The following is a 26,108-nucleotide window of genomic DNA, read 5'->3' as shown; positions in this document are numbered from 1 at the left end:
CAGGATGCTTCAAATGACTAAATCTTCTCCCCCCTCGCCGGCGCGAGGGCCTGCTGACCACGATGTGAGGGATCAGATCATCCAGGCTGCGATGGAGCACTTCGCCCACTATGGGTTTGACAAGACCACTGTCTCGGATTTGGCAAAATCAATCGGCTTTTCAAAGGCCTACATCTACAAGTTTTTTGAATCCAAGCAAGCGATCGGCGAGGTGATCTGCTCCAGTCGGCTGGCGCTCATCATGCAGCGCGTCGAGGCGGCCACTGGCGATGCCCCCAGCGCCTCGGAGAAGCTAAGGCGTCTATTCCGCAATATTGCAGAGGCTGGGGCTGACCTTTTCTTCCAGGAGCGAAAGCTCTACGACATAGCGGCTGTGGCATCGCGTGACCAGTGGTCGTCGGTCAAATCCCATGAAGCCAATATCAGCAGGTTGATTCAAGAGATCCTGATACAGGGCCGCGACGCGGGAGAATTCGAACGCAAGACCCCAGTGGATGAAGCGACGCTGGCCATCTTTCTGATCATGAGGCCCTACGTAAACGCCGCGCTCCTTCAGCACAACCTGGACACGCTTCAGGATGCGGTCATCCAACTGCCGGCTTTGATACTCAGAAGCCTCGCCCCCTAGCGATGTGTGACCATTGACAATATTGGTCACTGGTAGAAAAATGGGATACCTATATCGCCTTTTGAGAAAGGGATCCCATGCGCCTGCGTCCTGCCACCTTAGTCGGTTGCCTACTCCCACTCGCCCTCGTCGCTTGCGGGGACGCTTCACCTGGAAAAGACCCGAGAGATAAACCGCCGGTTGTGAAAGCGGTCGCAGTACAGGACGCGTCAGCACTTGCACGTTCGATTTCCGGGGTTGTGGTAGCTCGCACGCAGAGTGATCTCGGCTTCCGAGTGTCCGGAAAAATATTGCAGCGCCTGGTCGATACCGGACAAACAGTCAGCCGCGGTCAACCCTTGATGCGCCTGGATCCGGTGGATCTGAATCTGCAGGCGCGCGCGCAGCAAGAGGCAGTAACTGCGGCTCGGGCACGGGCCAAGCAGACCGGTGACGACGAAGCTCGCTACCGAGAGCTGGTGGCCGAGGGCGCGGTCTCGGCATCGTCTTACGACCAGATCAAAGCCGCGGCTGATTCGGCCAAGGCGCAACTCAGTGCCGCGCAAGCCCAGGCTGACGTTGCCAGGAACGCCACCGAATATGCGGTCTTGCTAGCCGACGCCGATGGTGTGGTGATGGACACGCTGGCCGAACCGGGCCAGGTGGTCAGTGCTGGCCAAGCCGTTGTCAGGCTGGCCAGGGCTGGGCAACGAGAAGCTGTCGTCTACTTGCCAGAAACGCTTCGACCGGCGCCTGGCTCGACCGCACTCGCCACGCTATTTGGCAAGCCTTCACAGGCCGTACCCGCCAGTCTGCGCCTTCTTTCAGATGCAGCAGACCCCATCACGCGCACCTTCGAGGCCAGGTACGTGCTCACTGGGCCTTTGGCGAGCGCGCCACTGGGTGCAACCATTACGCTTGATATTCCAAATACTGATACGCATTCCGACGCTAAGCAGATTCCCATCGGCGCACTCTTTGACCCGGGTAACGGAGCCGGGGTCTGGGTGATAGCTGGCCAGCCGGCCAAGGTGTCATGGCGCACTGTGGAAGTGCTTAGTGTCAGTGACGAAAAAGCAGTCGTGAAGAGTGACCTGAACGCTGGCGATCGAATAGTGGCATTGGGTGCGCACCTGCTGCGCGATGGCGTTGAGGTCATGGAACAGGCCCAGACAGCTCTGGTCACGGAGCACCAGCCATGAGCCAGCTTCGTTTCAACTTATCCGCGCTCGCAGTACGCGAGCGATCAATCACCCTCTTTCTGATTGTGCTGATCGCCTTCGCCGGAACGCTGGCCTTCTTCAAACTCGGCCGTGCAGAAGATCCGCCCTTCACCGTCAAGCAGATGACGATTATCACTGCCTGGCCCGGCGCCACTGCACAAGAGATGCAGGATCTGGTGGCCGAACCATTGGAAAAACGCATGCAAGAGCTGCGTTGGTATGACCGTACCGAAACCTACACCCGGCCCGGGTTGGCGTTCACGATGGTGTCGCTGCAAGACAAGACTCCGCCTTCTGCGGTTCAGGAGGAGTTCTACCAGGCCCGCAAGAAAGCGGGTGATCAGGCCAAGCTCATGCCAGCGGGCGTGATTGGCCCAATGATCAATGATGAATTCTCGGACGTGACATTTGCGGTCTACGCGCTCAAAGCCAAAGGCGAACCGCAGCGCCAGCTGGTACGCGACGCCGAAACACTGCGCCAGCAGCTGCTGCACTTGCCGGGCGTCAAGAAGGTCAACATCATTGGGGAGCAGGCTGAACGGATATTCGTGTCCTTTTCCCATGAGCGCCTGGCCACGCTCGGCATCACGCCACAGGACATTTTCTCTGCCCTTGACAACCAGAACGCCCTGTCACCAGCGGGCTCGGTCGAAACGCAGGGGCCACAAGTGGTGGTCAGGGTTGACGGCGCCTTCGATCAACTGACAAAGATTCGCGAAACCCCTGTGGTCGCCCAGGGCCGCGCCCTGAAACTGTCGGATGTGGCCGACGTTGAGCGCGGCTATGAAGATCCCGCGACGTTCCTGGTACGCAACGATGGCGAGCCAGCCTTGCTGCTTGGCATTGTCATGCGCGAAGGCTGGAACGGCCTCGACCTTGGCAAAGCCCTGGAGGCCGAAACAACCAAAATCAACGAAAGCATGCCCTTGGGCATGACGCTCAGCAAGGTCACCGATCAGGCGGTGAACATTACGTCCTCCGTCGACGAGTTCATGGTCAAGTTCTTCGTTGCCCTGCTGGTCGTGATGCTCGTCTGTTTCCTCAGCATGGGCTGGCGTGTCGGCGTTGTCGTCGCAGCCGCGGTGCCATTGACACTGGCGATCGTATTCGTGGTGATGGCCGCAACAGGCAAGAATTTCGACCGGATTACGCTCGGTTCGCTCATCCTGGCCTTAGGGTTGCTAGTCGACGACGCGATCATCGCCATCGAAATGATGGTCGTGAAGATGGAAGAAGGTTACGACCGCATCAAGGCCTCGGCATATGCCTGGAGTCACACCGCAGCCCCCATGCTGTCGGGCACACTGGTTACCGCCATCGGATTCATGCCTAACGGTTTCGCCCAGTCCACTGCTGGCGAATACACGAGCAACATGTTCTGGATTGTCGGCATCGCCCTGATCGCATCCTGGGTGGTGGCGGTAGCGTTCACCCCCTACCTGGGTGTGAAATTGTTGCCTCAGATCAAGCCGATTGAAGGGGGTCATGCTGCCATTTACAACACCCGTCATTACAACCGATTCCGCGCTTCGTTGGGCTGGGTGATCGCACATAAATGGCTCGTGGCAGGCGCCGTCGTTTCGACATTTGTAGCCGCTGTGCTCGGCATGGGATTGGTAAAGAAACAGTTCTTCCCGACCTCCGACCGACCCGAAGTGCTTGTCGAGTTGCAGATGCCTTATGGCACCTCCATCGAACAGACAAACGCCACTGCGATCAGGGTTGAATCCTGGCTACGTAAGCAAGAGGAGGCGAAGATAGTCACCACTTACATCGGCCAAGGCCCGCCCCGCTTCTTCCTGGCAATGGCCCCTGAGTTGCCCGACCCGTCTTTTGCCAAGATTGTCGTCCTGACCGAAAACCAGGAGGCCCGTGAGGCCCTCAAGCATCGTCTGCGGGAGGTGGCCTCCGAAGGTCTGGCCCCCGGCGCTCAAGTGCGGGTAACACAACTGGTATTCGGGCCCTACTCCCCATACCCGGTCGCCTATCGGGTGATGGGCCCGGACGCCTCGCAACTGCGTCAGATTGCAGCACGCGTCCAGAGCGTACTGCAGACGAGCCCCATGATGAAGACCGTCAATACCGACTGGGGCCCGCTTGTACCCACGCTCCACTTCTCCTTGAATCAAGATCGCCTGCAGTCGGTTGGCCTGACGTCCACCTCGGTGTCGCAGCAGCTCCAGTTCCTGCTCACCGGTGTGCCGATCACGTCGGTCAGGGAAGATATCCGCTCTGTGCAGGTTGTAGGGCGTGCCGCGGGCCAGATCAGACTCGACCCTGCCCAGATCGAGCATTTCACCCTGGTAGGCGGGAACGGTCAGCGCGTGCCGGTTTCGCAGATCGGTGATGTGAGTATTCGCATGGAGGATCCCATCCTCCGTCGTCGCGACCGAACGCCCACCATGACAGTGCGTGGTGACATCGCAGAAGGGCTGCAGCCGCCTGACGTATCCACGGCAATCTGGAAAGACCTCCAGCCCATCATCAAGCAGTTGCCAGTGGGCTACACAATCGAAATGGCAGGCTCCATCGAGGAGTCGGGCAAGGCAAGCCAGGCTATCGTCCCTCTTCTGCCGATCATGATCGCCCTGACTTTACTGATCATCATACTGCAGGTGCGCTCTATCTCGGCGATGGCCATGGTGTTTCTGACTTCACCGCTGGGGTTGATCGGCGTAGTACCTGTATTGCTGCTGTTCGGACAACCGTTCGGCATCAACGCGTTAGTCGGCTTGATCGCGCTCTCCGGGATTCTGATGCGCAACACCCTCATCCTGATCGGGCAGATCGACCATAACCAGCGTGAAGGACTTGCGCCCTTCGACGCCGTGGTCGAGGCCACCGTGCAACGCGCACGCCCAGTCTTGCTTACGGCATTGGCAGCCATCCTGGCCTTCATCCCCCTCACCCACTCGGTGTTCTGGGGCACCTTGGCCTACACCCTGATCGGAGGCACGTTCGTGGGCACGATCATGACCTTGGTGTTCCTGCCGGCGATGTACTCCATCTGGTTCAAGATCCGCCCCAATAGCCCCATGGCCAAGCCAGAAGCTGCACACCGCGCCTGACTGGATATTGCCTTCCACCCGTGCGCGCCCGATGTCATTCGAGGCGCGCCCATGATCCAACGAGAGGTCGAAATGACTCACAACGTTATTCAAAAGCGCATCGTGGTGACCGGCACCGGCGTTGTCAGCCCGCTAGGCTGCGGCGTAAAGGAAGTATGGCGTCGATTGCTGGCTGGCCAGTCCGGGATTCGCGCGCTTGCTGGCGATGTCGTCGAAGGCACTGGTGTGTCAGTGGGCGGCAGCGTGCCCACATTGGCCGAGGATGCCGTAGCAGGCTATCAACCCGAGCATGTGATCCTCGCCAAGGAACGCAAGAAAATGGATCGGTTCATCGAGTTTGCGCTGGTAGCGGCGGATGAAGCATTGCAGCAAGCCGGCTGGCATCCCGAGCATCAGACTGAACGCGCGCGAACCGCCACCATCATCGCATCGGGCGTCGGTGGCTTCGGCGCCATCGCAGAGGCAGTGCGCACCACTGACGCACGTGGCCCTCGCAAGTTGTCGCCCTTCACGGCGCCATCGTTCCTGGCCAATATGGCAGCGGGTCATGTCTCCATACGCTACGGATTCGAAGGCCCACTGGGGGCACCCGTCACAGCGTGCGCTGCGGGGGTGCAGGCCATCGGCGACGCCGCTCGACTCATCAGAAGCGGCGAAGCGGATATCGCGATCTGCGGTGGCGCCGAAGCGGCAATCGATCGTGTGACGCTTGGCTGCTTTGCGGCTGCACGGGCGCTCAGCACGGGCTTTTCGGAGAACCCTGAGCAAGCGTCCCGTCCTTTCGATAGCCAACGGGACGGCTTTGTCATGGCTGAAGGGGCTGGCTTGCTGGTGATCGAGTCGCTGGAACATGCGCTGGCCCGTGGCGCCAAGCCACTGGCCGAACTGGTCGGCTATGGCACGAGCGCTGATGCCTACCATCTGACCGCTGGCCCCGAAGACGGAAGCGGTGCCAGGCGTGCCATGCAACTCGCGCTGCAACAGGCATCGGTAGCGCCTAAGGACGTGGGCCATATCAATGCGCATGCGACTTCGACCCAGGTTGGCGACAAGGGTGAACTTGCAGCGATTCGCGCAGTGTTCGGTAGCGGCAGCGGCGTGGCGATTACATCGACCAAATCGGCCACCGGCCACCTCTTGGGTGCCGCAGGCGGTATCGAAGCCATTTTCACGGTGTTGGCTCTGCAAGATCAGATAGTTCCCCCCACGCTCAACCTGACTCAAGTCGATGATGCTGCACTTGGCCTTGACCTGGTTGCACGAATAGCCCGTGAAATGCCCATCGAATACGCCATGTCCAATGGTTTCGGATTTGGCGGTGTGAACGCCAGCGTGCTGTTCCGCCGCTGGGATGCCAACGCATGAACAGCCAACTCGAAACCCATGCCCACGAAGCTGATGGCGATGCTCAAAGGGCCAATGTCCTGACGGCCAAGGTCATCCTTTTACTGGCAGCACTGGCTGCCATCAGCAACTTGTCCACCAATATCATCCTGCCCGCTTTTCCTGAAATGGCTCGACAGCTCAACGTCTCATCCCAGGAACTCGGGCTGACGCTCTCCAGCTTTTTCATTACGTTCGCCTTCGCCCAATTATTGGTAGGGCCGCTTGCCGATCGCTATGGCCGCAAGCGGCTGGTAGTAGGTGGGCTGATGATTTTCGTGGTGGGTACGTTTTGGGCGGCTAACGCCGCCACACTCGACATGCTGATCCTGGGACGAGTAATCCAGGCTATTGGCGTGTGCGCCGCCGCAGTTCTGGCCAGAGCCATCGCTCGAGATCTTTATGAGGGCGAGAACCTGGCACGCGCGTTATCGCTGACGATGATCGCTGCCGCCACAGCGCCAGGCTTCTCACCTTTGATCGGCAGTTTGCTGAACACCACTTTGGGTTGGCGCGCACTTTTTATAGCCGTCGGCATGTCGGCAATCCTTATCGCTCTGTTCTACGTCAGGGGGATAGGTGAAACCCTTCCTGACCATCGTCGGATGGCTCAAACCGTACCTGCGGTCCTTATCGCATACGGCAAACTGGCGTCCAACCGCTTCTTCATTTTGCCTGCACTCGCCACCAGCCTGCTGATGAGCGGCTTATTCGCATCGTTCGCCGCTGCGCCGTCAATCTTGATGGAAGGCATGGGGCTCAACTCGCTCCAAGTGGGCCTGTACTTCGCGGCAACTGTCTTCGTAGTCTTTGCCGCTGGCTTGGCTGCTCCTCGCTTGGCTCACCGTTGGGGTAGCCGAGCCATCACGTTGTCAGGTCTCGCGACTGCGGGTACAGCGGGTGCACTACTACTGGCAGGCCCAAGCAACCCAAGCTTGAGCTGGTACTCATTGTCGATGGTACTTTTCCTGTGGGGCATGGGTATCGCGAATCCGCTGGGAACGGCCTTGACCATGACGCCATTCGGGAAAGAAGCGGGACTGGCGTCAGCCCTTTTGGGATTCCTCACCATGGCAGTCGGAGCTGTCTCAACCTGGATGGTTTCCACGCCGAAGTTTCCGACTGTTGCCGTACTGGGAACGACCCAAACTGCGGTGTGCTTGCTAGCAATCATGCTGTTCGCGTGGTATGCCAAACGAAAGGTTCCACTCAGCAGTCAGTGCACATGAGCTCACTCAACTCTCGACAAGTCAGCCCTTGAGCAAAAGTCCCATCTCAGTTGCTGAGGAAAGGCGAGGGAGGCGAAGCGGCCTCCTGCGCCTGCCTGCTCATGAGTTGCAATCAGATCGAAAATGTTATGTTATAACCAATTCACCGACTGGAGCTGATTCTTACTCCTTGCCGCCCTGTGCAAGCCTCCCACCACTGGATATACATGATGAGCTCAGCATTACCCGACGTTTCCGTCACCGACCTGGCCCCCAGCCTCAGCCCGTTGCAATGGGTCGGCATGCAGGGTATTGACCTGCTGGTAAGGATCCAGGAACCGGCCTACCAGCGAGAGCTGCACGCCCGGGCGGATGTCCAGGTCGACCTGCCGGCACCGCACGTCAAAGGCATTCACATGTCCAGGCTGTATCGCCTGCTGGACGCCTGGGGCCAGGCTGCGGCGGTGTCGCCGGCAAGTCTCTTTGCGCTGTTACAGGAAATGATCGACAGCCATCAGGATTGCGAAAGCCGCAATGCCAGGCTTCGCCTGGATTTCGACCTGCTGGTTCGCCGCCCTGCATTGGTGACCGAGGGCCTCTCTGGCTGGAAGTCGTACCCGGTTCACGTGCTCGCCACGAAGGTCAGCGGGGCGCTGAAGCTTAACATCGAGGTCAGGATCGGCTACTCCTCGACCTGCCCCTGCTCTGCCGCTCTCTCCCGGCAACTGATTGAGGACGGCTTTCTGCGAACCTTTCAGGACCAACCACTGCTTGAAACCAGCACCGTTGCGCAGTGGCTGCGCAGCAACGCGTCGCTGGCAACGCCGCACAGCCAACGCAGCGAAGCTCGGGTGCGCGTCGCGGTGCCTGCCGATGCTCCTGATCTCGGTTTGCTGGCCCTGATCGACCAAGTCGAAGGCGCCTTGCGCACGCCGGTTCAGACCGCCGTGAAACGGGCTGACGAACAAGCTTTCGCGGCACTCAACGGGCAAAACCTGATGTTCGTCGAGGACGCTGCGCGGCGTATTCAGGCAAGCCTGCAAGGTTACCGCGATAGCCAGGTGCACGTCCGCCACCTGGAAAGCCTGCACCCGCACGATGCTTCGGCCTGGTCCGCCCCGCAGGCCTCAGCGAATCACGATTAACTAGCGTTACGTTATTACATCCAATAACATACGCGTATCAACACATGAAAACTTCCTCACCAGGACTGCTTGTCAGGCCTGACGCCAATACGCACCCGACATTGCAACGTTATAGCGTGAAAAACGGAGACTTTACGTGACCCCTCGTGCACCCCTTCTGGCCGGCCTGACGCTGGGTTTGTTCGGCCAGCCGATTTCAGCAGCACAACCATTGCTGCTGAACGAAACCTCCATCACCGACGCCTACCTCGAAGAGCGCGCTGACGGGCCGGTGCAAGGCTATCGGGCCAACCGCTCTGCCACGGCCACCCGAACCGATACCGACCTGCGCGACACGCCGCAGAGTATCGACGTAGTGCCCGCGCAGGTGATCAAGGACCTCAACACCACCCGCATCGACCGCGCCCTGGACTTTGCTGGCGGCGTGTCGCGGCAGAACAACTTTGGCGGCCTGACGTTCCTCAACTACAGTGTGCGCGGCTTCACCACGGGCGAGCTGTACAAGAACGGTTTCGCCATCAACCGCGGCAGCTACAGCGCGCCGGACACGTCGAACATCGAGCGCATCGAAGTGCTCAAAGGTCCGGCTGCCAGCCTGTACGGGCGTGGCGACCCTGGCGGACTGGTCAACATCGTCACCAAGCGTCCCCAGGCCGAAGCCTTCAGTACCGTCACCCTCAGTGCAGGCAGCTGGGACCGCTACCGCACCGCCCTGGACGCAAACTCGCCGCTGGACAGCGAAGGCAATCTGCTGGGCCGAATCAATCTTGCAATCGAGGACAATGACAGCTTCCGCGATCATGTCGGCAGCGAGCGCCGTATCGTCAGCCCTTCCCTGAGCTGGCAACTGTCCCCCGACACCCGACTGATGATCGACACCGAGTTTTCCCGCACCGAGTCGGTGTTCGACCGTGGCATTCCGGCGGTCAACGGCGAAATGGGCTCGGTCAAGCGCTCGACCTTCCTTGGCGAGCCGAATGACGGCGAGATCCGCAACGACAACCAGACCCTCGACGTGGCGCTGGAACACGTGCTCAACGACAACTGGACGCTGCGCCTGGCCAACCACTACACCCAGGGCACGCTCAAGGGCAACAGCTCCGAGCCCCAGGCCCTGGTGGGCACCACCATCACGCGCTTCTATCGCGAACGCGACTTCGAATGGAACGACAACATCACCCAGGCCGAGCTGCACGGGCAGTTCGAGCTCGGTGGCTGGCAGCATCAGACCCTGGTCGGGCTGGAGTACGAAAACTACCGCAACAGCCAGAAGTACCCGCAAAGCGCCACCTCCGCAGCCTATGGGCTGGATATCTACAACCCGGTATACGGCAAGCCGAAGCCGGCCATCACCCGTGCCAACGACTTCTTCGAGCACACTGAAAGCTATGCGATCAACCTGCAAGACCAGATCGCCTTCACCGAGCGCTTGCGCGGGTTGCTGGGCGTACGCCTGGAGCGCTTCGAGCAAACCTCGCAGAATCGCACCACGGGTCTTAGCAACAGCCAGGAAAAGGACGTTGCCACACCGCGCATCGGGGTGTTGTACCAACTGACCCCGCACGTCGGCGTGTTCGCCAACGCATCCACTTCGTTCAAACCCAACACCATCGGCACCCAGGGCCAGGTGTACAAGCCTGAAAAGGGCTTGGGTTACGAGACCGGGGTCAAGCTCGACCTTCTCGACAGCCGCCTGGGCGCGACCATCGCCCTGTTCCATATCGACAAGGAGAACGTCATCACCACCGACGCCCTTGGCGAGAGCGTGGCGGCGGGCGAAGCGCGCAGCCAAGGCCTGGACCTGCAGTTCAGCGGCCAGCTGACCGACGCGCTGCGCATGATCGGCGCCTATGCCTATATCGATGCCGAGGTCACCAAGGGCGACGCAGCCCTGCCCAAAGGCAGCGACTTGCTCGGCATCGCCCGTAACAGCGGCAGCCTGATGGGCGTGTACGAGTTCCAGGACGGTGCCCTGCGCGGCTCGGATGTGGGGGCGGCGGTGAACTACGTCGGCGAACGCTCCGGCCAGGCCGGTAGCGACTTCACCCTGGACGCCTACAGCACGGTCGACCTGCTGGCGCACTACAAGGCCAGCGAACAGGTCACCGTCGGCCTTAATCTCAACAACCTGTTTGACCGCAAGTACTACGAACGTTCGTACAACAGCGCTTGGGTGCTGCCCGGGGAGCCACGCAACTTCAGTGTGAGCCTGACCCTGAGCCTTTGAACCAAGGAACCAACAAGGTACCTCGGCCGAGTCGGCCGAGGTCTGGCAGTTAAAGGCGTTCGATCGAACACCTGCGTCTCAAGACTTTTCATACTGAGCCTAGGCCGATTTAACCGGGCCCTCAGCGCTAAACGAACAGGTCGATGCTTGCGGGCGCTTCTCGGGAGCCTCCACCGGGGCAGCAGGCATCCGGTATTGGTTCTCCCATTTCGCCACAACCAGAGGCGCCAGTGCATTGCCCAACACATTCAGCGCCGTGATCGGCATATCCATCAAGCGATAGACTCCGGCGATGAACGCAATACCTTCCACAGGCAGACCGGCACTGGTCAGCGTAGCGGTCAAGATCACGAACATGTCCGGGATGATATTGAGGATGACCTGACCAAACCCTGAGCTCTCCGAGGTTGAGGGAAGCGAGAGCGTTTGGGTGTTTGCCAAGGTCGTCAAATTGGCACCTACGCCTGGCTGCGCAAGATTGCCAACCAGCAGGCCACACACAATTGCGATGCTGGTCACGACGAAGAAGTAGAACAGGGCTTTCACCCCTACCCGCCCTATCGCCTTGCTATCACCATTGCCTGCGATCGCTCCGACCATGCACGCGAATACGAGGGGTATGACAATCATCTTCATCATCTTGATGAAAATATCGCCGAGGGGTTGCAAAAGGCTGCTGGTTATCCAGGTTTTGTACTCGGGAAAGAAGTTCAGAAGTGCCCCTACTACAACCCCGAGCACAAGGCCTACAATAATTCTAGCCACCAGACTAGTCTTTGCCATACGTCCTCCAATTATTATAATTTGGACTGCAAATCGGCCGGCAAAAAGGCCAAATACATCGTTGGAGCCTGTTATTTTTATTGAGTGGCCACCCACCGATACATGCCTCTCCACCTCACACAGACAAAGCTGGAGGCGCGTCCCCGGTGTTAGGACAATCAGGTGGCAAATACACCTTCAAAGTTCTTGAACCCTTTGATTTCGATAGGGTTGCCACTGGGGTCCAGGAAAAACATTGTTCGCTGCTCACCCGGCTGGCCAGCGAATCGCACAACCGGCGGTATATCGAACTGCACGCCATGAACCGCCAGGCGGTCTGCCATCGCGAACCAGTCATCCAGGTGCAGCACCAAGCCGATATGTGGCATCAGCACCCGATGGTCGCCAACTTGGCCAGTACGGGTAGTTGGAAAAGGAACACCTTTGTGAAGCGAAATCTGATGACCGAAGAAATCGTAATCCACATACGTTTCACTCGTACGGCCTTCTTTGCAGCCGAGAATGTTACCGTAGAAGTTACGAGACGTTTCGAGATCTGTCACGTGGTATGAAACATGAAATAACGATTTCATAACTACCCTCTTTGCTGTCTGATATAACTTTCAGGGAGGTTAGCGTAGCCTCGCGCAAGTGCTAAAGCGCATTTTTCCATCTCTCAGCGAAAGGAAATGTTTTGGACACTCGATTTCTCGAAAGCCTGATTGCGGTGATAGAAACGGGCTCGATTGCAGCGGCTGCTCGACGGGAGAACCTGACGGCACCTGCAGTCAGCCAACGTATACAAGCACTCGAGAAATCGCTGGGGTGTGAACTCCTGAACCGAAGCGCACACGCTGTCGAACCTACCGAAAAATGCCTGTCGTTGCTGCCGAAGATTCGGGACCTGATCCAGAGGGCAGCAGAGCTGAAAGAGGATCTGGACACCAGTAGCCTGTCCGGGTACCTCAAGATAGGCGCGATTTCCACAGCGTTGACAGGCCTATTGCCGGAGGCGATGAATCAGCTTTCAAGCATTGCCCCGCAACTGAGGCTACGCATCACGCCAGGGGACTCGCGCAGCCTTTACGAACAAGTAGCCTGCGGGGAGCTCGATGCGGGGATCATGGTATGCCCGCCCTTCACCGTCCCCAAAGCCATTCGTATACAGATGCTTCGAGAAGAACCACTGATGCTTTTGACCAAAGACCCGATTGACAAGCGCGACATCTGTTCGACGATTCTTGGTCGAAACCTGATTCGATATGACTCAAATGCCTGGGGTGGGCCAGATTGCACAGCAATACTAGAATGACAATAACCTGCAACCCGACGTCCTCTGTAATCTGGATGCGCTCGATGCAATCTACATCATGGTCGCAAAAGGCATGGGGGCCTCCGTCGTCCCACTCTGGGCGGGATTGAAGACCGACGACGTACAGGTAACGCCAGTGCCGGACGCTGACAACTACATGCGCCAGGTCGTCCTGCTTTACAAGTCCAATCCCAGAAGACCTAAAGCGGTGGAGGTTTTGAAGGAACAGCTATTGCGTATCCGTGCTTGAAAAATCCCCCCTGTTCAGATGCATCGTAAGATGTAAAATCCCCCGCTAACCTGCAAACCTGATCATTCAGTCGTCACGCCGAGTCCCGCCATGAAGCTGGCCCACCACACACGATCACAGGTCGCTTGGGTGCTGTATTTCAGCATCCTGTTCGGCTCGTTGCTGTGCGCCATGGGCCATGGGCAAATGGCCGGTTTGCGCCTGGCTGGTATGGATGATGCTGCCTGGTGCTCGGCCGACAGCAGCGGCATGGTCCAAGGTGAGCAAGATTTCAGCGAGCCAACCCTGCCTGCCGGCGGTGACTGCGTGATCGCCAGCCTGTTCAGCGCCACGCTGCTGGCCGTATTTTTCGGCCTGCTGGCCCTGCTCGCCGGCGAGCCGGCCAGCCCCTTACCCAGCCAACCCGCGCCACGCCTGCCCAAGCAGCGTTGGCCACTGATCAACCCTCGCGCCTCTCCTGCTTGGCTTCTCGCGTTCTGACATCGCCACGCTCCCCTGCCGCCTGATCGGCAGCGGGCGTGCGCTCACTGATTTCAGCCAGGAAGCCTTGCATGTTCCGCATGACCACTTTGGCGCTGCTCGTTGGCAGCGCAACCTGTGCCTGGGCGCAGGATGACACCCTGACCCTGCCTGCCAGCAATGTCACGGCCACAGCCGATCAACCTAAGCCGGCGACCAGCCTTGACCTTGATCGCCCCATCGAAAGCGGCTCACGGCTGAACCTCAGCGCCAGGGAGAACCCCGCTTCCGTCAGCGTTGCCGACCGCAAGACCATGGAGCGCATCGGTGCACGTAACTTCCAGGACGCCGCCAATGCACTGCCCGGAGTTAACGCCTCGGCTCCGCCCGGCTGGGGAGGGTATGTGGCGTACCGAGGGTTCAACGGTGCGCAGATCAGCCAGTTGTTCAATGGCATCAATTTGCAGTACGGCGGCGCGGCGCGCCCGGTGGGCGCCTGGATTTACGACCGCGTCGAATTGCTCGGCGGGCCATCCTCCTTCCTCAACGGCAGCGGCGCTGTCGGTGGCAGCCTCAATTTCATCACTCGGCTGGCAAGCCGCGACGACGACTCCTTCGAAGGGCGCGTCAGTTATGCACGCTACGACACCATGGAAACGTCGGTCGCCTTCAACAAGGCGCTGAATACGGGCGACGGCCCGCGGCACTACGCCCGCCTCGACTACAGCCGCACCCGCACCAACGGCTATATCGATCGCCAGGAGAATGGGGCCGGCAACCTGGCCTTTTCGCTGCTTAGCGACATCAACGACCAACTCTCGCACACGCTGGCCATCGAATACCTGGAAGAGCGAGAGGACAGCCCCTACTGGGGCACACCGGTATTGCAGCCACTGGTCGGGACCTTGCACATCAACAAGCACAACCGCTTCAACAACTACAATGTCGAAGAGGGTCGCTACGAACAGCGCACCCGGTGGCTGCGCTCTATCACCGACTACCGTTTCGACGACAACGCCCAACTGCGTAATACCTTCTACCACTACAACGGCCAGCGCGATTATCGCAATCTTGAGGTGTATCGCTACAACGCAGACAACAGCGCCATCGCTCGCTCGGGCGGCTATCGCCAGCGGCACGACCAGCAGGTCAATGGCAACAAGCTTGAACTGACCCACCAGGGCCAGCTGTTCGGCCTGGCCAGCGACTGGGCGATCGGCATGGACTACAGCACCAACCAGCAAACCAATTACCCGCTGTCCAAGGGGGCGTTCGACACGGTTGACCCGAACGGCTTCGAACCCGGGCACTTCCTTGATATCCCCGGTATGGACGCGCCCATGACCAAGGGCAGAACCACCACCACCGACACCACCTCGGTGTTCGTCGAGAACCGTACCCGCCTGACCGATCAACTGTCGTTGATCACCGCGCTGCGCTACGACCACATTGACTTCGACGTGGTCGACCATGTGGCGCGAGCCAGGCTCGACCGACGCTGGGACGCCATCACCGGTCGCCTGGGCCTGGTCTATGAGCTGACCTCCAACGTCAGCCTGTATACCCAATACAGCACCTCGGCCGAACCACCAGGCGGTACCCTGACCAGCGCCTCGATCAACCAGGTCGGCGACTTCGACTTGAGCACCGGCCGTCAGGTCGAAGTAGGCAGCAAGTTCGACTTCCTCGACGGCCGTGGTTCGGCCACGGCAGCGGCGTATCGCATCGTGCGCAAGGATATCTCCGTGCCCTCCTCGACCGTGCCCAACACCACCGAGCAGGCGGGCCAGCAGACCTCCACCGGCATCGAGCTGGCAGCCTCGTTCAAGGTCACGCCCAAGCTGCTGGCGGCGGGCAACTTCAGTTGGGTAAATGCCGAATACGATGAATTCAACGAGACCATCGGCGGCGTGGCGTACTCGCGCAAGGGCAAGAACCCGGTGAATATCCCCGACCGCGTGGCCAACCTTTGGTTGACCTACGACCTGGCGCCCGGCTGGCAGGTCGGGGCCGATGCCCGCTATGTGTCATCGGTGTACGCCAACACCGCCAACAGCGCATGGGTACCGTCATACACCGTCTACGGGCTGTCCATGACCCACGACCTGGACAGGCACCTGCAAGTCAGTGCACGGCTGCGCAACCTCACCGACGAGGTGTATGCCCGCTTCATCCACCAGACCAACACCCAGTACTACCTGGGTGAACCGCGCAGCCTGGAAGTCGCTGTGCAGTGGCGCTACTGATGAGCGTGGAGCCAGCTGTACCTGTGGCACCGCTGGCTGGGCATCGTCGCCTGCCTGTTCATGGCGCTGTGGTTCGTCTCCGTGGACACCGCAACCAGAAACGGCGCTGATATGGGCAGTCTGAAAGACTGCACGGTGGTCGGCGCCAGGGGTGCGGGCAACGCCCTCAGTTGCCTTGGCTTGCTCGACCGCTTGTTGGCCGTCGCGATCAATTGGCTTTCGAAGTGCCGGTAAACACGCTATGGTCGTGATACTGAACCTGCGAGGCGCAACGTCGTGAAATCCGGGAAGCGTCCCAGGTGCCGTAGCCGTTGCGATAACCCGTTCTGCACTGCCGCTACCTACCGCAACGCTTTCTGAATCCAGCAAATCAATCATGGCGAAGGGCATCACATGTGAATGGCAGGAGGCTTTTCCGGGACGCCGTCAAAGTGCCAGAATCCGCTACCGGTCACGAGCGGCGGCGCTAGCCATGACAAAACCTGATCCCCGCGATGAAATAGCACAGTCCGTACGCAGGGATCGGCTTGAACAGCTGTTCGTCCAGTCGGCACCTGCGGTGCTTGGCAGCTTCCTGGCCGCCGTAATGCTGTGTTGGTTGGGCTGGGAGCGTTTCGACCAGCAAAGGGTCATCGTCTGGATGACGTTATTGGGCCTTTCGACCGGCGTGCGTACCGCCATGTTCTTGGCCTATTTGCGCGCACCAGCCAACCAACGCACGGCCGAACGCTGGGAATGGCGTTACTGGATCACGCTGATGCTGTCGGCGGCTATCTGGGGCTGGGGCGCCTTTGCCGTAATGCCCACCGACGACGCGCTGGGGCAGACGCTGATCATGCTGTTTGCCGTCGGCATGTCTGTCAGCGCGGTGTCGTGCTACTCCTCCTACCGCAACATGACCCTGGTGTCGATGGGCCTGGTCCTGCTGCCTTCTACGGGCTGGCTACTGTTGCAACCTTCCACGCTGCAACAAGGCATAGCCGTGGCGGTATTGGTGTTCGCCTGGTTCGTGGTCAGCGCAACGCAAAGCCTGTCCTCGGCGTTGACGACGGCGTGGCGCCTGAAACACGAAATGCAACGCGCGCATCGGCTGGCCATGGTGGCCTCGTGCACGGACGAACTGACCGGCCTGAACAACCGACGTGCTTTTTTCGACAACGCTTCGACGCAGTATGTCCGGTGCAAGGATACAGGTGCATTCATGGCCGTATTGATGTTGGACGTCGACCATTTCAAACAGATCAACGACACGTTCGGGCATGCCGCGGGCGACCAGGTGCTGCAGCGCATCGGTGCAGCGATCAGTGCCAGCCTGCGTGACAACGACATTGCCGGCAGGCTGGGCGGCGAGGAGTTCGCCATCCTGCTGCCCAATACGCCGCCAGACACGGCGATTGAGGTTGCCGAACGCCTGCGGGCCCTGATAGCCAAACTGCGTGCGAATGATGAACACCAAGTCACCGCAAGCATAGGTTTAGCGTTCGCGAAGGCCCCTGCCACTGAGCTCGGCGCCTTGCTCAGCAGTGCAGACAGCGCCATGTACCTTTCTAAAGTGTCGGGCCGTAACCGGGTCACGGTCGCCGAACCGGAGCAGGAGGCATTGCACAAGCAGCACTAGCCTTTATTGAAGAAAATCTACCGAGACTGGCTCAGTCTGCCCAGCGTGGTGAAATCCGATCGACCTGTTGCGCCTCTTTGACGTCCCAAGAAAGGACCTTGGCAAATCAACCCAGAGGCGAGGTACTCATGAACGACCGCATCATCGCGTTTTTCACCGAAACCACCGTTTTCGGCATCTCCATTCTCAATCTGCTGGTGGCGCTGACCGTCGCCATCGTAGTCTTCCTGGTCGCCCGTGCCGCCATCAGTTTCCTGATGCGCCGGGTACGGCGCTGGTCCGAACATGAAGGCCCACTGAGCCAGATATTGGCCAAGGTGCTTTCCGGCACCAGCAACTTTCTGTTGTTGCTGGCCTCCTTGCTGGTGGGCCTGAGCATGCTCGACCTGCCCGAGCGCTGGCTGAGCAGGGTCAGCAGCCTGTGGTTCGTGGTCGCTGCCTTGCAGATTGGCCTGTGGGCCAACCGCGCCATCGGCCTGGGCCTGAGCCGCTACTTCGCCCGCCACCGCACCGACGGCCTGAACCAGGGCAGCGCACTGGCAACCCTTTCGGCCTGGGGCGCGCGGGTACTGCTGTGGTCAGTCGTAGTGCTGGCGATGCTGTCGAACCTGGGGGTGAACATCACCGCCTTCGTCGCCAGCCTTGGCGTGGGTGGCATCGCGGTGGCGCTGGCTGTGCAGAATATCCTTGGCGATCTGTTCGCTTCACTGTCAATTGCCGTGGACAAGCCGTTCGAGATCGGTGACTTCATCGTCATCGGGCCTCTGGCGGGCACCGTTGAGCACGTCGGGCTCAAAACCACACGCATCCGCAGCCTCGGCGGCGAACAGATCGTCATGGCCAACGCCAGCATGATCAGCAGCACCATCCAGAATTACAAGCGCCTGCAAGAGCGTCGCATCGTGTTCGAGTTCGGGCTTTCCTACGACACGCCCACCGAGGCCGTGAAGAAAGCGCCAGCCATCGTCGAAGACGCCATCAAGGCCCAGGAGCAGGCGCGTTTCGACCGCGCTCACCTGCGCGGCTTCGGCAAAGAGGCGCTGGAGTTCGAGTGTGTCTACATCGTCCAGGACCCAGGCTACAACCTGTACATGGACATTCAGCAGGCGATCAACTTCAGGCTGCTGGAGCGGTTCTCGCAAATCGGCGCCAAGTTCGCCGTGCCGGTGCGCGCGATCAAGGTCACGGCATTGCCAGAAGCCGGCCTGCATGGCCAGGCGCGCGAAGGCCTGAGCATCAGAGGCGCTTGAGGCTGGTAACGTGTCCGGGTCGTCAGGCAGGCGCGCAGCAGGGCATGCACATGTGCACGCCCTGCCCGCCCTGAAACGCTATTTCAGTGCCGCGATGAAGCTGTCTTTCAGCACCTCAAGAAGGAAGTCCGCATTGGACCGGCTGAAAATCATCGAAGGCCGCATTTTCAGCACGTTGTCATGAGGGCCTTCGGTGCCGATCAACACGCCGCGCTCCCGGGCACCATCCGCCACTTTTCTGGCCAGGGCCGTGGCTGGCGCCTTTGACTTGCGGTCGGTGACCAGCACGATGCCGAGGAACAGGCCCAACCCGCGCACATCACCAATCACGTCAAATTGCTGCTGAAGCTTGCGCAAACCCTCGAGCAGATAATGGCCGACACTCAAGGCGTTTTCTTTCAACTGGTCGCGCTCGATTGCATTGAGCACCGCCAGGCCTACCGCGCATGACACTGGGTTACCGGCGAAGGTATTGAAGTACTCCATGCCGTTGTTGAAAGCATCGGCAACCTCGCGCGTGGTCACTACCGCCGACATCGGGTGGCCGTTACCAATGGGTTTGCCCATGCTGACGGCATCCGGGACCACGCCCTGGGTCTCGAATGCCCACCAGTGGCTGCCGACCCGGCCAAACCCCACCTGAACCTCATCGGCCAGGCACAGCCCACCTTCGGCTCGCACCATGGCGTACACCTCCTTGAGGTAGTGTTCGGGCAAAAACACCTGCCCCGCCACGCTTGGGATCGACTCGGCAATGAAAAACCCAGGGCCCTTGCCTGCCTTGCGCATGGCATCCAGCTGCTCCGCCACCGATTCGGCAAAGCGCTTGCCGTGCGCTTCCACGGGCCAGTGCTCGGGGGCGTAGTAGCTGTCCGGGACCACGGCTTCGTAAACATGCGCCGCCCTGCCCTTGCCCGCCTTGCGCTTGTACTTGTAAGGGCTCAGGTCGATCAGTTCCTGAGTGGTGCCGTGGTAGGCCCAGTCCAGCACGATCGCCTGATCGCTGCCTGTATAGTTACGCGCCATACGTAGCATCAGGCTGTTGGCCTCACTCCCCGAGCAGCCAAAGGACGCTACGCAAAGGCCCTTGGGCAAAGTGCCGGTCAGGCGTTCGGCGTATTCGACGATGTTGTCGTGCAGGTAGCGGGTATTGGTGTTGAGCAGCGCAGCTTGGCGGGTCAAGGCTTTGACCACGTCGGGATGACTATGGCCCAGGTGGCACACGTTGTTGAAGCAGTCCAGGTAGGCCCGCCCGAAGTTGTCGATCAGCCATACGCCATCACCGCGTACGAACTTGATCGGATCGCTGTACGAAATGGACAGGTTGGGTAGCAGCAGTTCCTTGCGCCTGGCAATGATCTGGGCCTTTGTCATCCCCTGCTGGCTGTAGGTCTCTGGCGGGATACCGGCCAGGGCCGAGGCATCGGGGAACAGGTCGGCCCACGCTTCGCGATACGCTGGCTCACCCACGCCAATGACCTCGCACGCGCTCAGCTGGGTATCGGTGACCAACTGCAGATGCAGGTGAGGAATCCAGCCGCCGTTCTCGTGATCGCTGCCCATGTAACCGACCAGGTCGCCGGCTTCGAGCTTGTCACCGGCCTTCAAACGGCTGAGCGCCTCGTGGGCCATGTGCCCCCACAGTGTCAGAAATGGCGGGCAACCGGGCGGGGTGTGCTCGAGCATCACCAGGCCGCCATAACCCAGCGGGTCTGGCTCGACCTCGACGCTTCTGACGGTGCCGGCAACCGGTGCGTACAACGGCGTACCCGCTGGCATCAGCAAATCTACCCCCACATGCAGGGTCCGATGCTGCCCCTTGATGAAGCGGGACTCAAAGGCGCTGTCGGTATAGACGGCACGTACCTCGCCCCACGGCCCTATGCCCAGCGGGGCCTTGTGCTCGGCAGAGAATTCATTCCACCACCGCGTCGCATCTGCAGGGCGCTGCTGGGCCGAGGCGATGGTCATCTCATGGCTGGCATCGCCAAACGGCGCGATTAGCTTGTTGAGAATGGCGGCTGACGGGCGCACCAGGTCGGCAAACGACTTGTGGTTATCGGCAACCCAGCGGCGGACTTCCCCCGCACCTTCGATTGCATCGAAACCACAGGCTTTGCGCAGAATGCCGGTGGCCAACCGTGGGTTCATCGAATCGAGCTGTTCCAGTAGACGCCAGGCAGGCGCTTCACTGATCGCCAGGTAAGGGTTGTCCTCTGTCTGATCCTGACGGGAAGCGGAGAACGTAACGCTGATAACCAAGCGAATGGCAATCAGGTTGAACAACACATCAAGCTCTTGCGCTTGCAGCGGGTACTTCTCATGGAAGCCGGCCACCAGCGCAGCAGCAGCGCCGATCGGGTCGTCCATGTCCAGAATGGCGTAGGCGCTGGCGATCGCAACCTCGGCAATCAGAACGGTGTGCACGGCATCGCCAAAATCGATGAAGCCAGTCACGTTACCGACCGTTTCGGCATCGACCAGAATGTTCCAGTCGTTGGCATCGTTGTGGATCACCTGGGCCCGCAGGGACGCCAGCTTAGGCTGTACAGCCTGTTCGAACCGGGCGATGAAGCGCTCGGCAATGGCCCGGCGATCGGGGTTCTTGATGAAGTGCAGCCGCGAACGGGCGCGTGCAGCATGGCGTAAGTCCCAGTCCAGGTCACGGACTGCACCCGGGTGCATGAAGCCCTGCAGGGCACGGTCAAGTTGACCGAGTGCCTGGCCGAAGTTTCTCATCAGCGCCATGGAGCGTTTGGCTTTGGCAAGTGGCGTGCCGGCCAGCCAGCTGACCAGGCGCACAGCGTGCTTTTCACCGGTGCTGCTGGCCACAGACGGCAGGTAGTCGCCAGTCACGCTGGCCCGCAGGTGTGGCACGCCCAGATGCGCGCCATGCACCGCCAGGTGATCAAGTAGCGCGGCTTGAAACTCGCTTTCTACCCTAGGCTCGCTGGCATTGACGATTTTCAGTATCCAGCCTGCATCTACGCCAGTCTCCAGCCGATAATTGCAATCGCGCTCCCCATCCAGGGGCGTTGCAGTGCCGGTGACATTGAAGAAATCTTGTGCAAGGCCCTCTGCATCGCTTGCCGAAAACCGAGGTGCCGGGTGGGAAAGGTCTGTCATATCATCAGGTTCCGAGCGAGCGAATCGTTTTTCAATAGCTTGTCATGCGCCGTCGAAACGGACACCCTGCATACGGTCAGGCTCAACAGGCATTATGCCGGTTCCGGCCGGCATAAAGACGGCGAGGCTTATCAAGGGGGTGTAATGCGTGACCTGGACGCTAAAGATCGTGAGATTCTTGAGGTACTTTCGAAGGACGCGCGCATTGCGTTCAAGGCGTTAGCCGGCCGCATAGGCCTTTCCCGAAGTGCCACCACCGAGCGTGTCGCCAACCTTGAACGCAGCGGGGTCATTCGCGGTTATCGCGCTGACATCGGCGAAATAGACGCCAACGTGATACGCGCGATCTTGCTGGTGACGTTGCAGCGCACGCCTGCCATGGGGCTGCTCGACCAGTTGGCAACGGACGCGCGCGTACGGCGGGTGTCGTCGGTGAGCGGTCAGCTCGACCTGGTGGTTGAAGTGGAGACCCGAACGATCGACGACCTCAACCAGGTACGCGACAACGTGGCACGTCACGAATCAGTGGATGACATTACCACGTCGGTAGTCCTGCGCCGTGATATCGACCGCCAGGGCGCCTGATACCGGCAGAGGCACTAGACAGGCCGTACTCACCTCCTCACACATAACGAAGCACGCCTTGAATCTCGCGAACGACCTGCCGCGTTGCCTCGTCGACGGTCCCTTCATTACGGCACAGCAACCAGCCTTGCTCCGCAACCGCACGCTCGAACGCCTCGGTACAGGCTGCCTGTTCTTCCAGGTTATGGATCACCGTACTGCCCAGCCCACGCGTGCGCGCCGCGGCCCTCGCCCATGAGGTTTCAGGCGTTGTGACAACGCCGACAAGCAAATCGGGCACTTGCACGTTTCGTTCGAGGTTCAGGCGAAGGACGTTGTCAAACGGCACTGTGCGGCGAAACGCAGCGTCAGAGGGGTACCAGCGATCAATCAGGATGATGCTGTCAGCGGGCTGCCTGGGCAGTACATGCCGGGAAATCCAGGCGCGGCTTTCAGCAAAGCGCTCGCAAACCTTGAACTCAAGGTCCTGGCAAGGGCTTCTGGAAAGCTGGTTGACCAGGGCCATGGTCTCGCCCCGGTGAGGGTCATTCTTTCTTTCGCAAAGGCGAATTACCTTGTTCCCGTCCAGCCGTAACGCTTGAGTGACGGCCTCCAGCAGCGTGGTCTTGCCGGTACCCTTGGGCCCATCGAAGGAAATAAACAGCGGGCGGTTCATCATGCAATACCAGTTGGCTCAAGCGCGGGATAAGACCATTGATCAGAGCTGCCTTCAAGCGATTCTCGACGGGAGCACATCCGTACTCCAATGCGGTGATCAAAGCACTGCCTTTGGAATCGACCGGCATTGCTCGACCCGCCATCCCCAAGGCGTTCAATGCCTGCTAGGCTGACGGACGATGCGGACATGCTGCCCGCCTCCCCTTACCCACAGGCACGGGCCAATGACCTACACCCCCCAAGTTAACCTGACCAACTGCGACCGGGAGCCCATCCAGATTCCCGGGAGCATCCAGCCCCATGGCTGCCTGCTGGCCTGTGATGCCTCGGCGACCGTGGTACTGCGCCATTCGCTCAACGCCCCACAAGTGCTGGGGGTTGCAAACGATATCAATGGTCAGAAATTGCATGCGGTGCTGGGTGATGAGGTGACGCATACGCTTCGCAATGCCCTTGCCCGTACCCGTGACGCCTCGCGGCCCGCGCTCAGTTTCGGCGTGACGCTGCCCAACGGCGATGCCGTCGACATCGCCGCCCACTTGCACAAAGGCACGGTAATCCTCGAATTCGAGCCCGCCGGGGCAAGCATCGCCGAGCCGATCGAGCTGGCCCGCACGCTGATTGCTCAACTGCGCGAAATCGACCAGACCAGCAAGCTGTTCCGCGACGCGGCCCGCTTTGTCCGGGCGGTGCTCGGTTACGACCGGGTGATGATCTACCAGCTGGGAGCCGACGGTGCCGGCAAAGTGGTTGCCGAAGCCAAGCGTGGCAACCTCGAAAGCTTCCTGGGCCAGTACTTCCCCGCCTCCGATATCCCCCAGCAGGCCCGCGCGCTCTACCTGCGCAACCCGATCCGGGTAATCTCCGACGCCCGGTTCAATTCCGTCGACATCAACCCGGTCCTCGACCCCTCGGGCGAACCGCTCGACCTGTCCTACGCGCACCTGCGCAGCGTCTCGCCGATCCATTGCGAGTACCTGTGCAACATGGGCGTGGTCGCCTCGATGTCGATTTCCGTCATCGTCAACGGCGAGCTGTGGGGAATGATTGCCTGCCATCACTACACACCGCGCACGCTGGCCATGGGGCAACGGGTGGCCGCCGAGATGTTCGGCGAGTTCTTCGCCCTGCATATCGAGACCCTGCGTAGCCGACAAAAACTCGACGCCGCCGTGCGCATCCATAAAGCGCTGGACAGCATGCTGCGCGACGCCAACCAGGCTGCGGACATTGATGGGTTCTTCCACGCACGCCTGCCCCGGTTGATGTCGCTGATTCCCTGCGACGGCATCGGCATGTCACTGCTAGGCCGCTGGTCGTCCGCAGGGCTGGCGCCGCCCCAAACGGCCGTGCCTGATCTGCTGCGCCTGGCAGACATGGTCAGCGAAGGCCGTATCTGGGCGTCCAATCGCCTGTCGACGGTGCTCCCTTCAGCCCAGGCGTATTTTAATGATGTGTCCGGTGTGCTGATCATCCCGATGTCGCAACACCCAAGGGATTACTTGATCTTCTTCCGCAGGGAGGTGGTCGAGACACTCGATTGGGCTGGGGACCCGAACAAGACCTATGACAGCGGCGCGTTGGGTGATCGCCTGACGCCTCGCAAAAGCTTCGCCATCTGGAAAGAAACCGTTCACCAGCAGTCGCTACCCTGGACCGAGCAGGACCGCCAGTTTGGCGATGCCATCCGTACCGCTATCGTCGAAGTGGTGCTGCACAACAGCGAACTGCTCGCCAGTGAACGCGCCAAGGCTGAAGTGCGCCAGCGCATGCTCAACGAAGAGCTCAACCACAGGGTCAAGAATATCCTGTCGCTGATTGGTGCACTGGTTGCCCATCCGACCCCGGAGAGCCAAACCCTGCAAGACTATGTGGCAACGCTAAAAGGGCGTATCCAGGCATTGTCGTTGGCCCACGACCAAGTGGTGCGCGGTGACGGTGGCGGGCGCCTGGCGAAGCTGCTGGAGGCCGAGCTTTCGCCTTATCGCACGGCTGCCAGCGTGATCGAGGTGCAGGGCCCGAACGTCATCCTCGATGCGCGCGCGTACTCGGTCATGGCCCTGGTGCTGCACGAACTGGCCACCAACGCAGCCAAGTATGGTGCGCTATCACGGGCAGGCGGCAAGCTTTCGGTGAGCTGGGCAATCGACGCCGCCAACGCCTGTGCCATCAGTTGGCGTGAAAGTGGTGGGCCAACGGTACGCCCGCCCAGCCGCAGCGGCTTTGGCACGGTGCTGATCGACCGCAGCATCCCGTTCGACCTGGGTGGCACCAGCGCAGTGGAATATCACCCCGAAGGCCTGCAAGGCTTCTTCAGAATCCCGGCCGAGCACCTTTCCGTAGCCGAAGCGGTAGAAACTGCTCTCCCGGCCACGCCCTTGGCCCAGGCAACCGGTGCCTTTGCAGCGCGCTCGGGCTTGTGTGTGCTCATACTGGAGGATCAACTGGTGATTGCAGTAGGCCTGGAGCAAATTCTCAACGATGCACAAATCAATGATGTGGTCACCGCAAGCTCCGAGGACGAAGCCATGCAACTGCTTGGCAGCCACAAACCGGACGCGGCAATACTGGATGTCAACCTGGGCACCGGAACATCCATTTCCATAGCAGATGAACTGGTTCGCCGGCAGGTCCCGTTCCTCTTTGCCACCGGCTATGGCGACGGTATCAGCATTCCCGAGCACTTGCAGCATGTGCCCGTCACCCGCAAGCCTTATGACGCCAATGCCATTCTGGCCAGCCTGCAAGGTCTGCTTGAGCTGGGGTGAATGGGATACAGAAGCAACGCTCTATTGCGAAAAGGCCCGTAAAGCCGACACATCACCGTCAGCTATACGGGCCTTTTTGCAGCACCAGGCAGCGCCGGCAAAAGGACGGCGCCGACCTGTCAGGGCTTACACCGCCAGCGCACGCTCACGCAGCTCGCTGTTGAGGATGCGGTCGTTCTCGCTGTAATCGACCGGGCAGTCGATCACGTGCACA

The 26,108-nt window shown here is 60.2% G+C and carries 18 protein-coding genes and 1 pseudogene; 14 read left to right on the top strand and 5 right to left on the bottom strand.

The annotated features are described in order from the left end of the window. Nucleotides 1-13 precede the first annotated feature (13 nt). The 7 genes from LVS58_RS11645 (at nucleotide 14) to LVS58_RS11615 (ending at nucleotide 10,861) form a co-directional block, all read left to right on the top strand. Nucleotides 14-628 (top strand): TetR/AcrR family transcriptional regulator, encoded by a 615-nt coding sequence (locus LVS58_RS11645; protein ID WP_233691185.1) that lies wholly within the window; start codon nucleotides 14-16, stop codon nucleotides 626-628. Between the two features lie 77 nt (nucleotides 629-705). Beyond that, nucleotides 706-1,809 (top strand): efflux RND transporter periplasmic adaptor subunit, encoded by a 1,104-nt coding sequence (locus tag LVS58_RS11640; protein WP_233691184.1) that lies wholly within the window; start codon nucleotides 706-708, stop codon nucleotides 1,807-1,809. Beyond that, on the top strand, nucleotides 1,806-4,898 hold the full coding sequence (locus LVS58_RS11635) for an efflux RND transporter permease subunit (RefSeq protein WP_233691183.1): 3,093 nt from the start codon (nucleotides 1,806-1,808) through the stop codon (nucleotides 4,896-4,898). The genes LVS58_RS11640 and LVS58_RS11635 overlap by 4 nt, the downstream gene beginning before the upstream one ends. Before the next feature lie 72 nt (nucleotides 4,899-4,970). Beyond that, nucleotides 4,971-6,263, top strand: coding sequence for a beta-ketoacyl-ACP synthase II (gene fabF, locus LVS58_RS11630; RefSeq protein WP_233691182.1), 1,293 nt, complete (start codon nucleotides 4,971-4,973; stop codon nucleotides 6,261-6,263). After that, nucleotides 6,260-7,510, top strand: coding sequence for a multidrug effflux MFS transporter (locus LVS58_RS11625; protein WP_233691181.1), 1,251 nt, complete (start codon nucleotides 6,260-6,262; stop codon nucleotides 7,508-7,510). The genes fabF and LVS58_RS11625 overlap by 4 nt, the downstream gene beginning before the upstream one ends. A 209-nt stretch (nucleotides 7,511-7,719) precedes the next feature. Then, entirely contained in the window at nucleotides 7,720-8,634 is a 915-nt protein-coding gene (gene folE2, locus LVS58_RS11620) for a GTP cyclohydrolase FolE2 (protein ID WP_233691180.1), read from the top strand. A 136-nt stretch (nucleotides 8,635-8,770) separates the two neighbouring features. Further along, on the top strand, nucleotides 8,771-10,861 hold the full coding sequence (locus tag LVS58_RS11615; protein ID WP_325175980.1) for a TonB-dependent siderophore receptor: 2,091 nt from the start codon (nucleotides 8,771-8,773) through the stop codon (nucleotides 10,859-10,861). A 99-nt stretch (nucleotides 10,862-10,960) separates the two neighbouring features. Here LVS58_RS11615 and LVS58_RS11610 read toward each other — a convergent pair whose 3' ends face one another. Together LVS58_RS11610 and LVS58_RS11605 are read right to left on the bottom strand one after the other, a co-directional pair. Beyond that, the gene (locus LVS58_RS11610) at nucleotides 10,961-11,644 is read right to left on the bottom strand and encodes a cation:dicarboxylate symporter family transporter (RefSeq protein ID WP_233691179.1); all 684 of its coding nucleotides are present in this window, start codon (nucleotides 11,642-11,644) and stop codon (nucleotides 10,961-10,963) included. 158 nt (nucleotides 11,645-11,802) lie between these two features. Next, on the bottom strand, nucleotides 11,803-12,216 hold the full coding sequence (locus tag LVS58_RS11605) for a VOC family protein (protein ID WP_233691178.1): 414 nt from the start codon (nucleotides 12,214-12,216) through the stop codon (nucleotides 11,803-11,805). A gap of 101 nt (nucleotides 12,217-12,317) precedes the next feature. Here LVS58_RS11605 and LVS58_RS11600 point away from each other — a divergent pair. The 5 genes and pseudogenes from LVS58_RS11600 (at nucleotide 12,318) to LVS58_RS11580 (ending at nucleotide 18,758) form a co-directional block, all read left to right on the top strand. Next, nucleotides 12,318-13,185, top strand: a pseudogene (locus LVS58_RS11600) (LysR family transcriptional regulator). 90 nt (nucleotides 13,186-13,275) lie between these two features. Next, nucleotides 13,276-13,665: a DUF2946 family protein gene (locus tag LVS58_RS11595; protein ID WP_233691177.1), complete on the top strand. Its 390-nt coding sequence runs from the start codon at nucleotides 13,276-13,278 to the stop codon at nucleotides 13,663-13,665. A gap of 71 nt (nucleotides 13,666-13,736) precedes the next feature. Further along, nucleotides 13,737-15,890 (top strand): TonB-dependent receptor, encoded by a 2,154-nt coding sequence (locus LVS58_RS11590; protein ID WP_233691176.1) that lies wholly within the window; start codon nucleotides 13,737-13,739, stop codon nucleotides 15,888-15,890. Nucleotides 15,891-16,449: 559 nt separating this feature from the next. Next, a complete protein-coding gene (locus LVS58_RS11585; protein WP_233691448.1) occupies nucleotides 16,450-17,508 on the top strand; it encodes a GGDEF domain-containing protein in 1,059 nt (352 codons plus the stop codon). A 128-nt stretch (nucleotides 17,509-17,636) separates the two neighbouring features. Further along, nucleotides 17,637-18,758, top strand: a complete 1,122-nt coding sequence (locus LVS58_RS11580) for a mechanosensitive ion channel family protein (RefSeq protein ID WP_233691175.1) — start codon at nucleotides 17,637-17,639, stop codon at nucleotides 18,756-18,758. Nucleotides 18,759-18,836: 78 nt separating this feature from the next. Here LVS58_RS11580 and LVS58_RS11575 read toward each other — a convergent pair whose 3' ends face one another. After that, nucleotides 18,837-21,884 carry an aminotransferase class III-fold pyridoxal phosphate-dependent enzyme gene (locus LVS58_RS11575; RefSeq protein WP_233691174.1) on the bottom strand — a complete coding sequence of 1,016 codons (3,048 nt, stop codon included), beginning with the start codon at nucleotides 21,882-21,884 and terminating at the stop codon, nucleotides 18,837-18,839. A gap of 144 nt (nucleotides 21,885-22,028) precedes the next feature. Between LVS58_RS11575 and LVS58_RS11570 the strand changes: the two genes are divergently transcribed. After that, nucleotides 22,029-22,469 carry an Lrp/AsnC family transcriptional regulator gene (locus LVS58_RS11570; protein WP_233691173.1) on the top strand — a complete coding sequence of 147 codons (441 nt, stop codon included), beginning with the start codon at nucleotides 22,029-22,031 and terminating at the stop codon, nucleotides 22,467-22,469. A 37-nt stretch (nucleotides 22,470-22,506) separates the two neighbouring features. Here the strand turns inward: LVS58_RS11570 and LVS58_RS11565 are convergent, their stop codons facing one another. Further along, a complete protein-coding gene (locus tag LVS58_RS11565) occupies nucleotides 22,507-23,124 on the bottom strand; it encodes a dTMP kinase (RefSeq protein ID WP_233691172.1) in 618 nt (205 codons plus the stop codon). A gap of 226 nt (nucleotides 23,125-23,350) precedes the next feature. Between LVS58_RS11565 and LVS58_RS11560 the strand changes: the two genes are divergently transcribed. Then, nucleotides 23,351-25,894, top strand: coding sequence for an HWE histidine kinase domain-containing protein (locus LVS58_RS11560; RefSeq protein ID WP_233691171.1), 2,544 nt, complete (start codon nucleotides 23,351-23,353; stop codon nucleotides 25,892-25,894). A gap of 126 nt (nucleotides 25,895-26,020) precedes the next feature. Here LVS58_RS11560 and LVS58_RS11555 read toward each other — a convergent pair. Then, on the bottom strand, nucleotides 26,021-26,108 hold an 88-nt coding region (locus LVS58_RS11555), incomplete at its 5' end, for a hypothetical protein (RefSeq protein ID WP_230391198.1).

This window comes from Pseudomonas sp. JR33AA (assembly GCF_021378985.1).
In the GTDB taxonomy this organism is placed as follows: Bacteria; Pseudomonadota; Gammaproteobacteria; order Pseudomonadales; family Pseudomonadaceae; genus Aquipseudomonas; species Aquipseudomonas alloputida.
This window is presented reverse-complemented; position numbering and strand designations above follow the sequence as displayed.

What these genes read in the sequence shown, in the direction of transcription:
- LVS58_RS11610 (WP_233691179.1), bottom strand. Translation starts at nt 11,644, where the DNA reads ATGGCAAAGACTAGTCTGGTGGCTAGAATTATTGTAGGCCTTGTGCTC.
- LVS58_RS11570 (WP_233691173.1), top strand. Translation starts at nt 22,029, where the DNA reads ATGCGTGACCTGGACGCTAAAGATCGTGAGATTCTTGAGGTACTTTCG.
- LVS58_RS11645 (WP_233691185.1), top strand. Translation starts at nt 14, where the DNA reads ATGACTAAATCTTCTCCCCCCTCGCCGGCGCGAGGGCCTGCTGACCAC.
- LVS58_RS11640 (WP_233691184.1), top strand. Translation starts at nt 706, where the DNA reads ATGCGCCTGCGTCCTGCCACCTTAGTCGGTTGCCTACTCCCACTCGCC.
- LVS58_RS11575 (WP_233691174.1), bottom strand. Translation starts at nt 21,884, where the DNA reads ATGACAGACCTTTCCCACCCGGCACCTCGGTTTTCGGCAAGCGATGCA.
- LVS58_RS11580 (WP_233691175.1), top strand. Translation starts at nt 17,637, where the DNA reads ATGAACGACCGCATCATCGCGTTTTTCACCGAAACCACCGTTTTCGGC.
- LVS58_RS11605 (WP_233691178.1), bottom strand. Translation starts at nt 12,216, where the DNA reads ATGAAATCGTTATTTCATGTTTCATACCACGTGACAGATCTCGAAACG.
- fabF (WP_233691182.1), top strand. Translation starts at nt 4,971, where the DNA reads ATGACTCACAACGTTATTCAAAAGCGCATCGTGGTGACCGGCACCGGC.
- folE2 (WP_233691180.1), top strand. Translation starts at nt 7,720, where the DNA reads ATGAGCTCAGCATTACCCGACGTTTCCGTCACCGACCTGGCCCCCAGC.
- LVS58_RS11565 (WP_233691172.1), bottom strand. Translation starts at nt 23,124, where the DNA reads ATGAACCGCCCGCTGTTTATTTCCTTCGATGGGCCCAAGGGTACCGGC.
- LVS58_RS11595 (WP_233691177.1), top strand. Translation starts at nt 13,276, where the DNA reads ATGAAGCTGGCCCACCACACACGATCACAGGTCGCTTGGGTGCTGTAT.
- LVS58_RS11635 (WP_233691183.1), top strand. Translation starts at nt 1,806, where the DNA reads ATGAGCCAGCTTCGTTTCAACTTATCCGCGCTCGCAGTACGCGAGCGA.
- LVS58_RS11590 (WP_233691176.1), top strand. Translation starts at nt 13,737, where the DNA reads ATGTTCCGCATGACCACTTTGGCGCTGCTCGTTGGCAGCGCAACCTGT.
- LVS58_RS11625 (WP_233691181.1), top strand. Translation starts at nt 6,260, where the DNA reads ATGAACAGCCAACTCGAAACCCATGCCCACGAAGCTGATGGCGATGCT.
- LVS58_RS11560 (WP_233691171.1), top strand. Translation starts at nt 23,351, where the DNA reads ATGACCTACACCCCCCAAGTTAACCTGACCAACTGCGACCGGGAGCCC.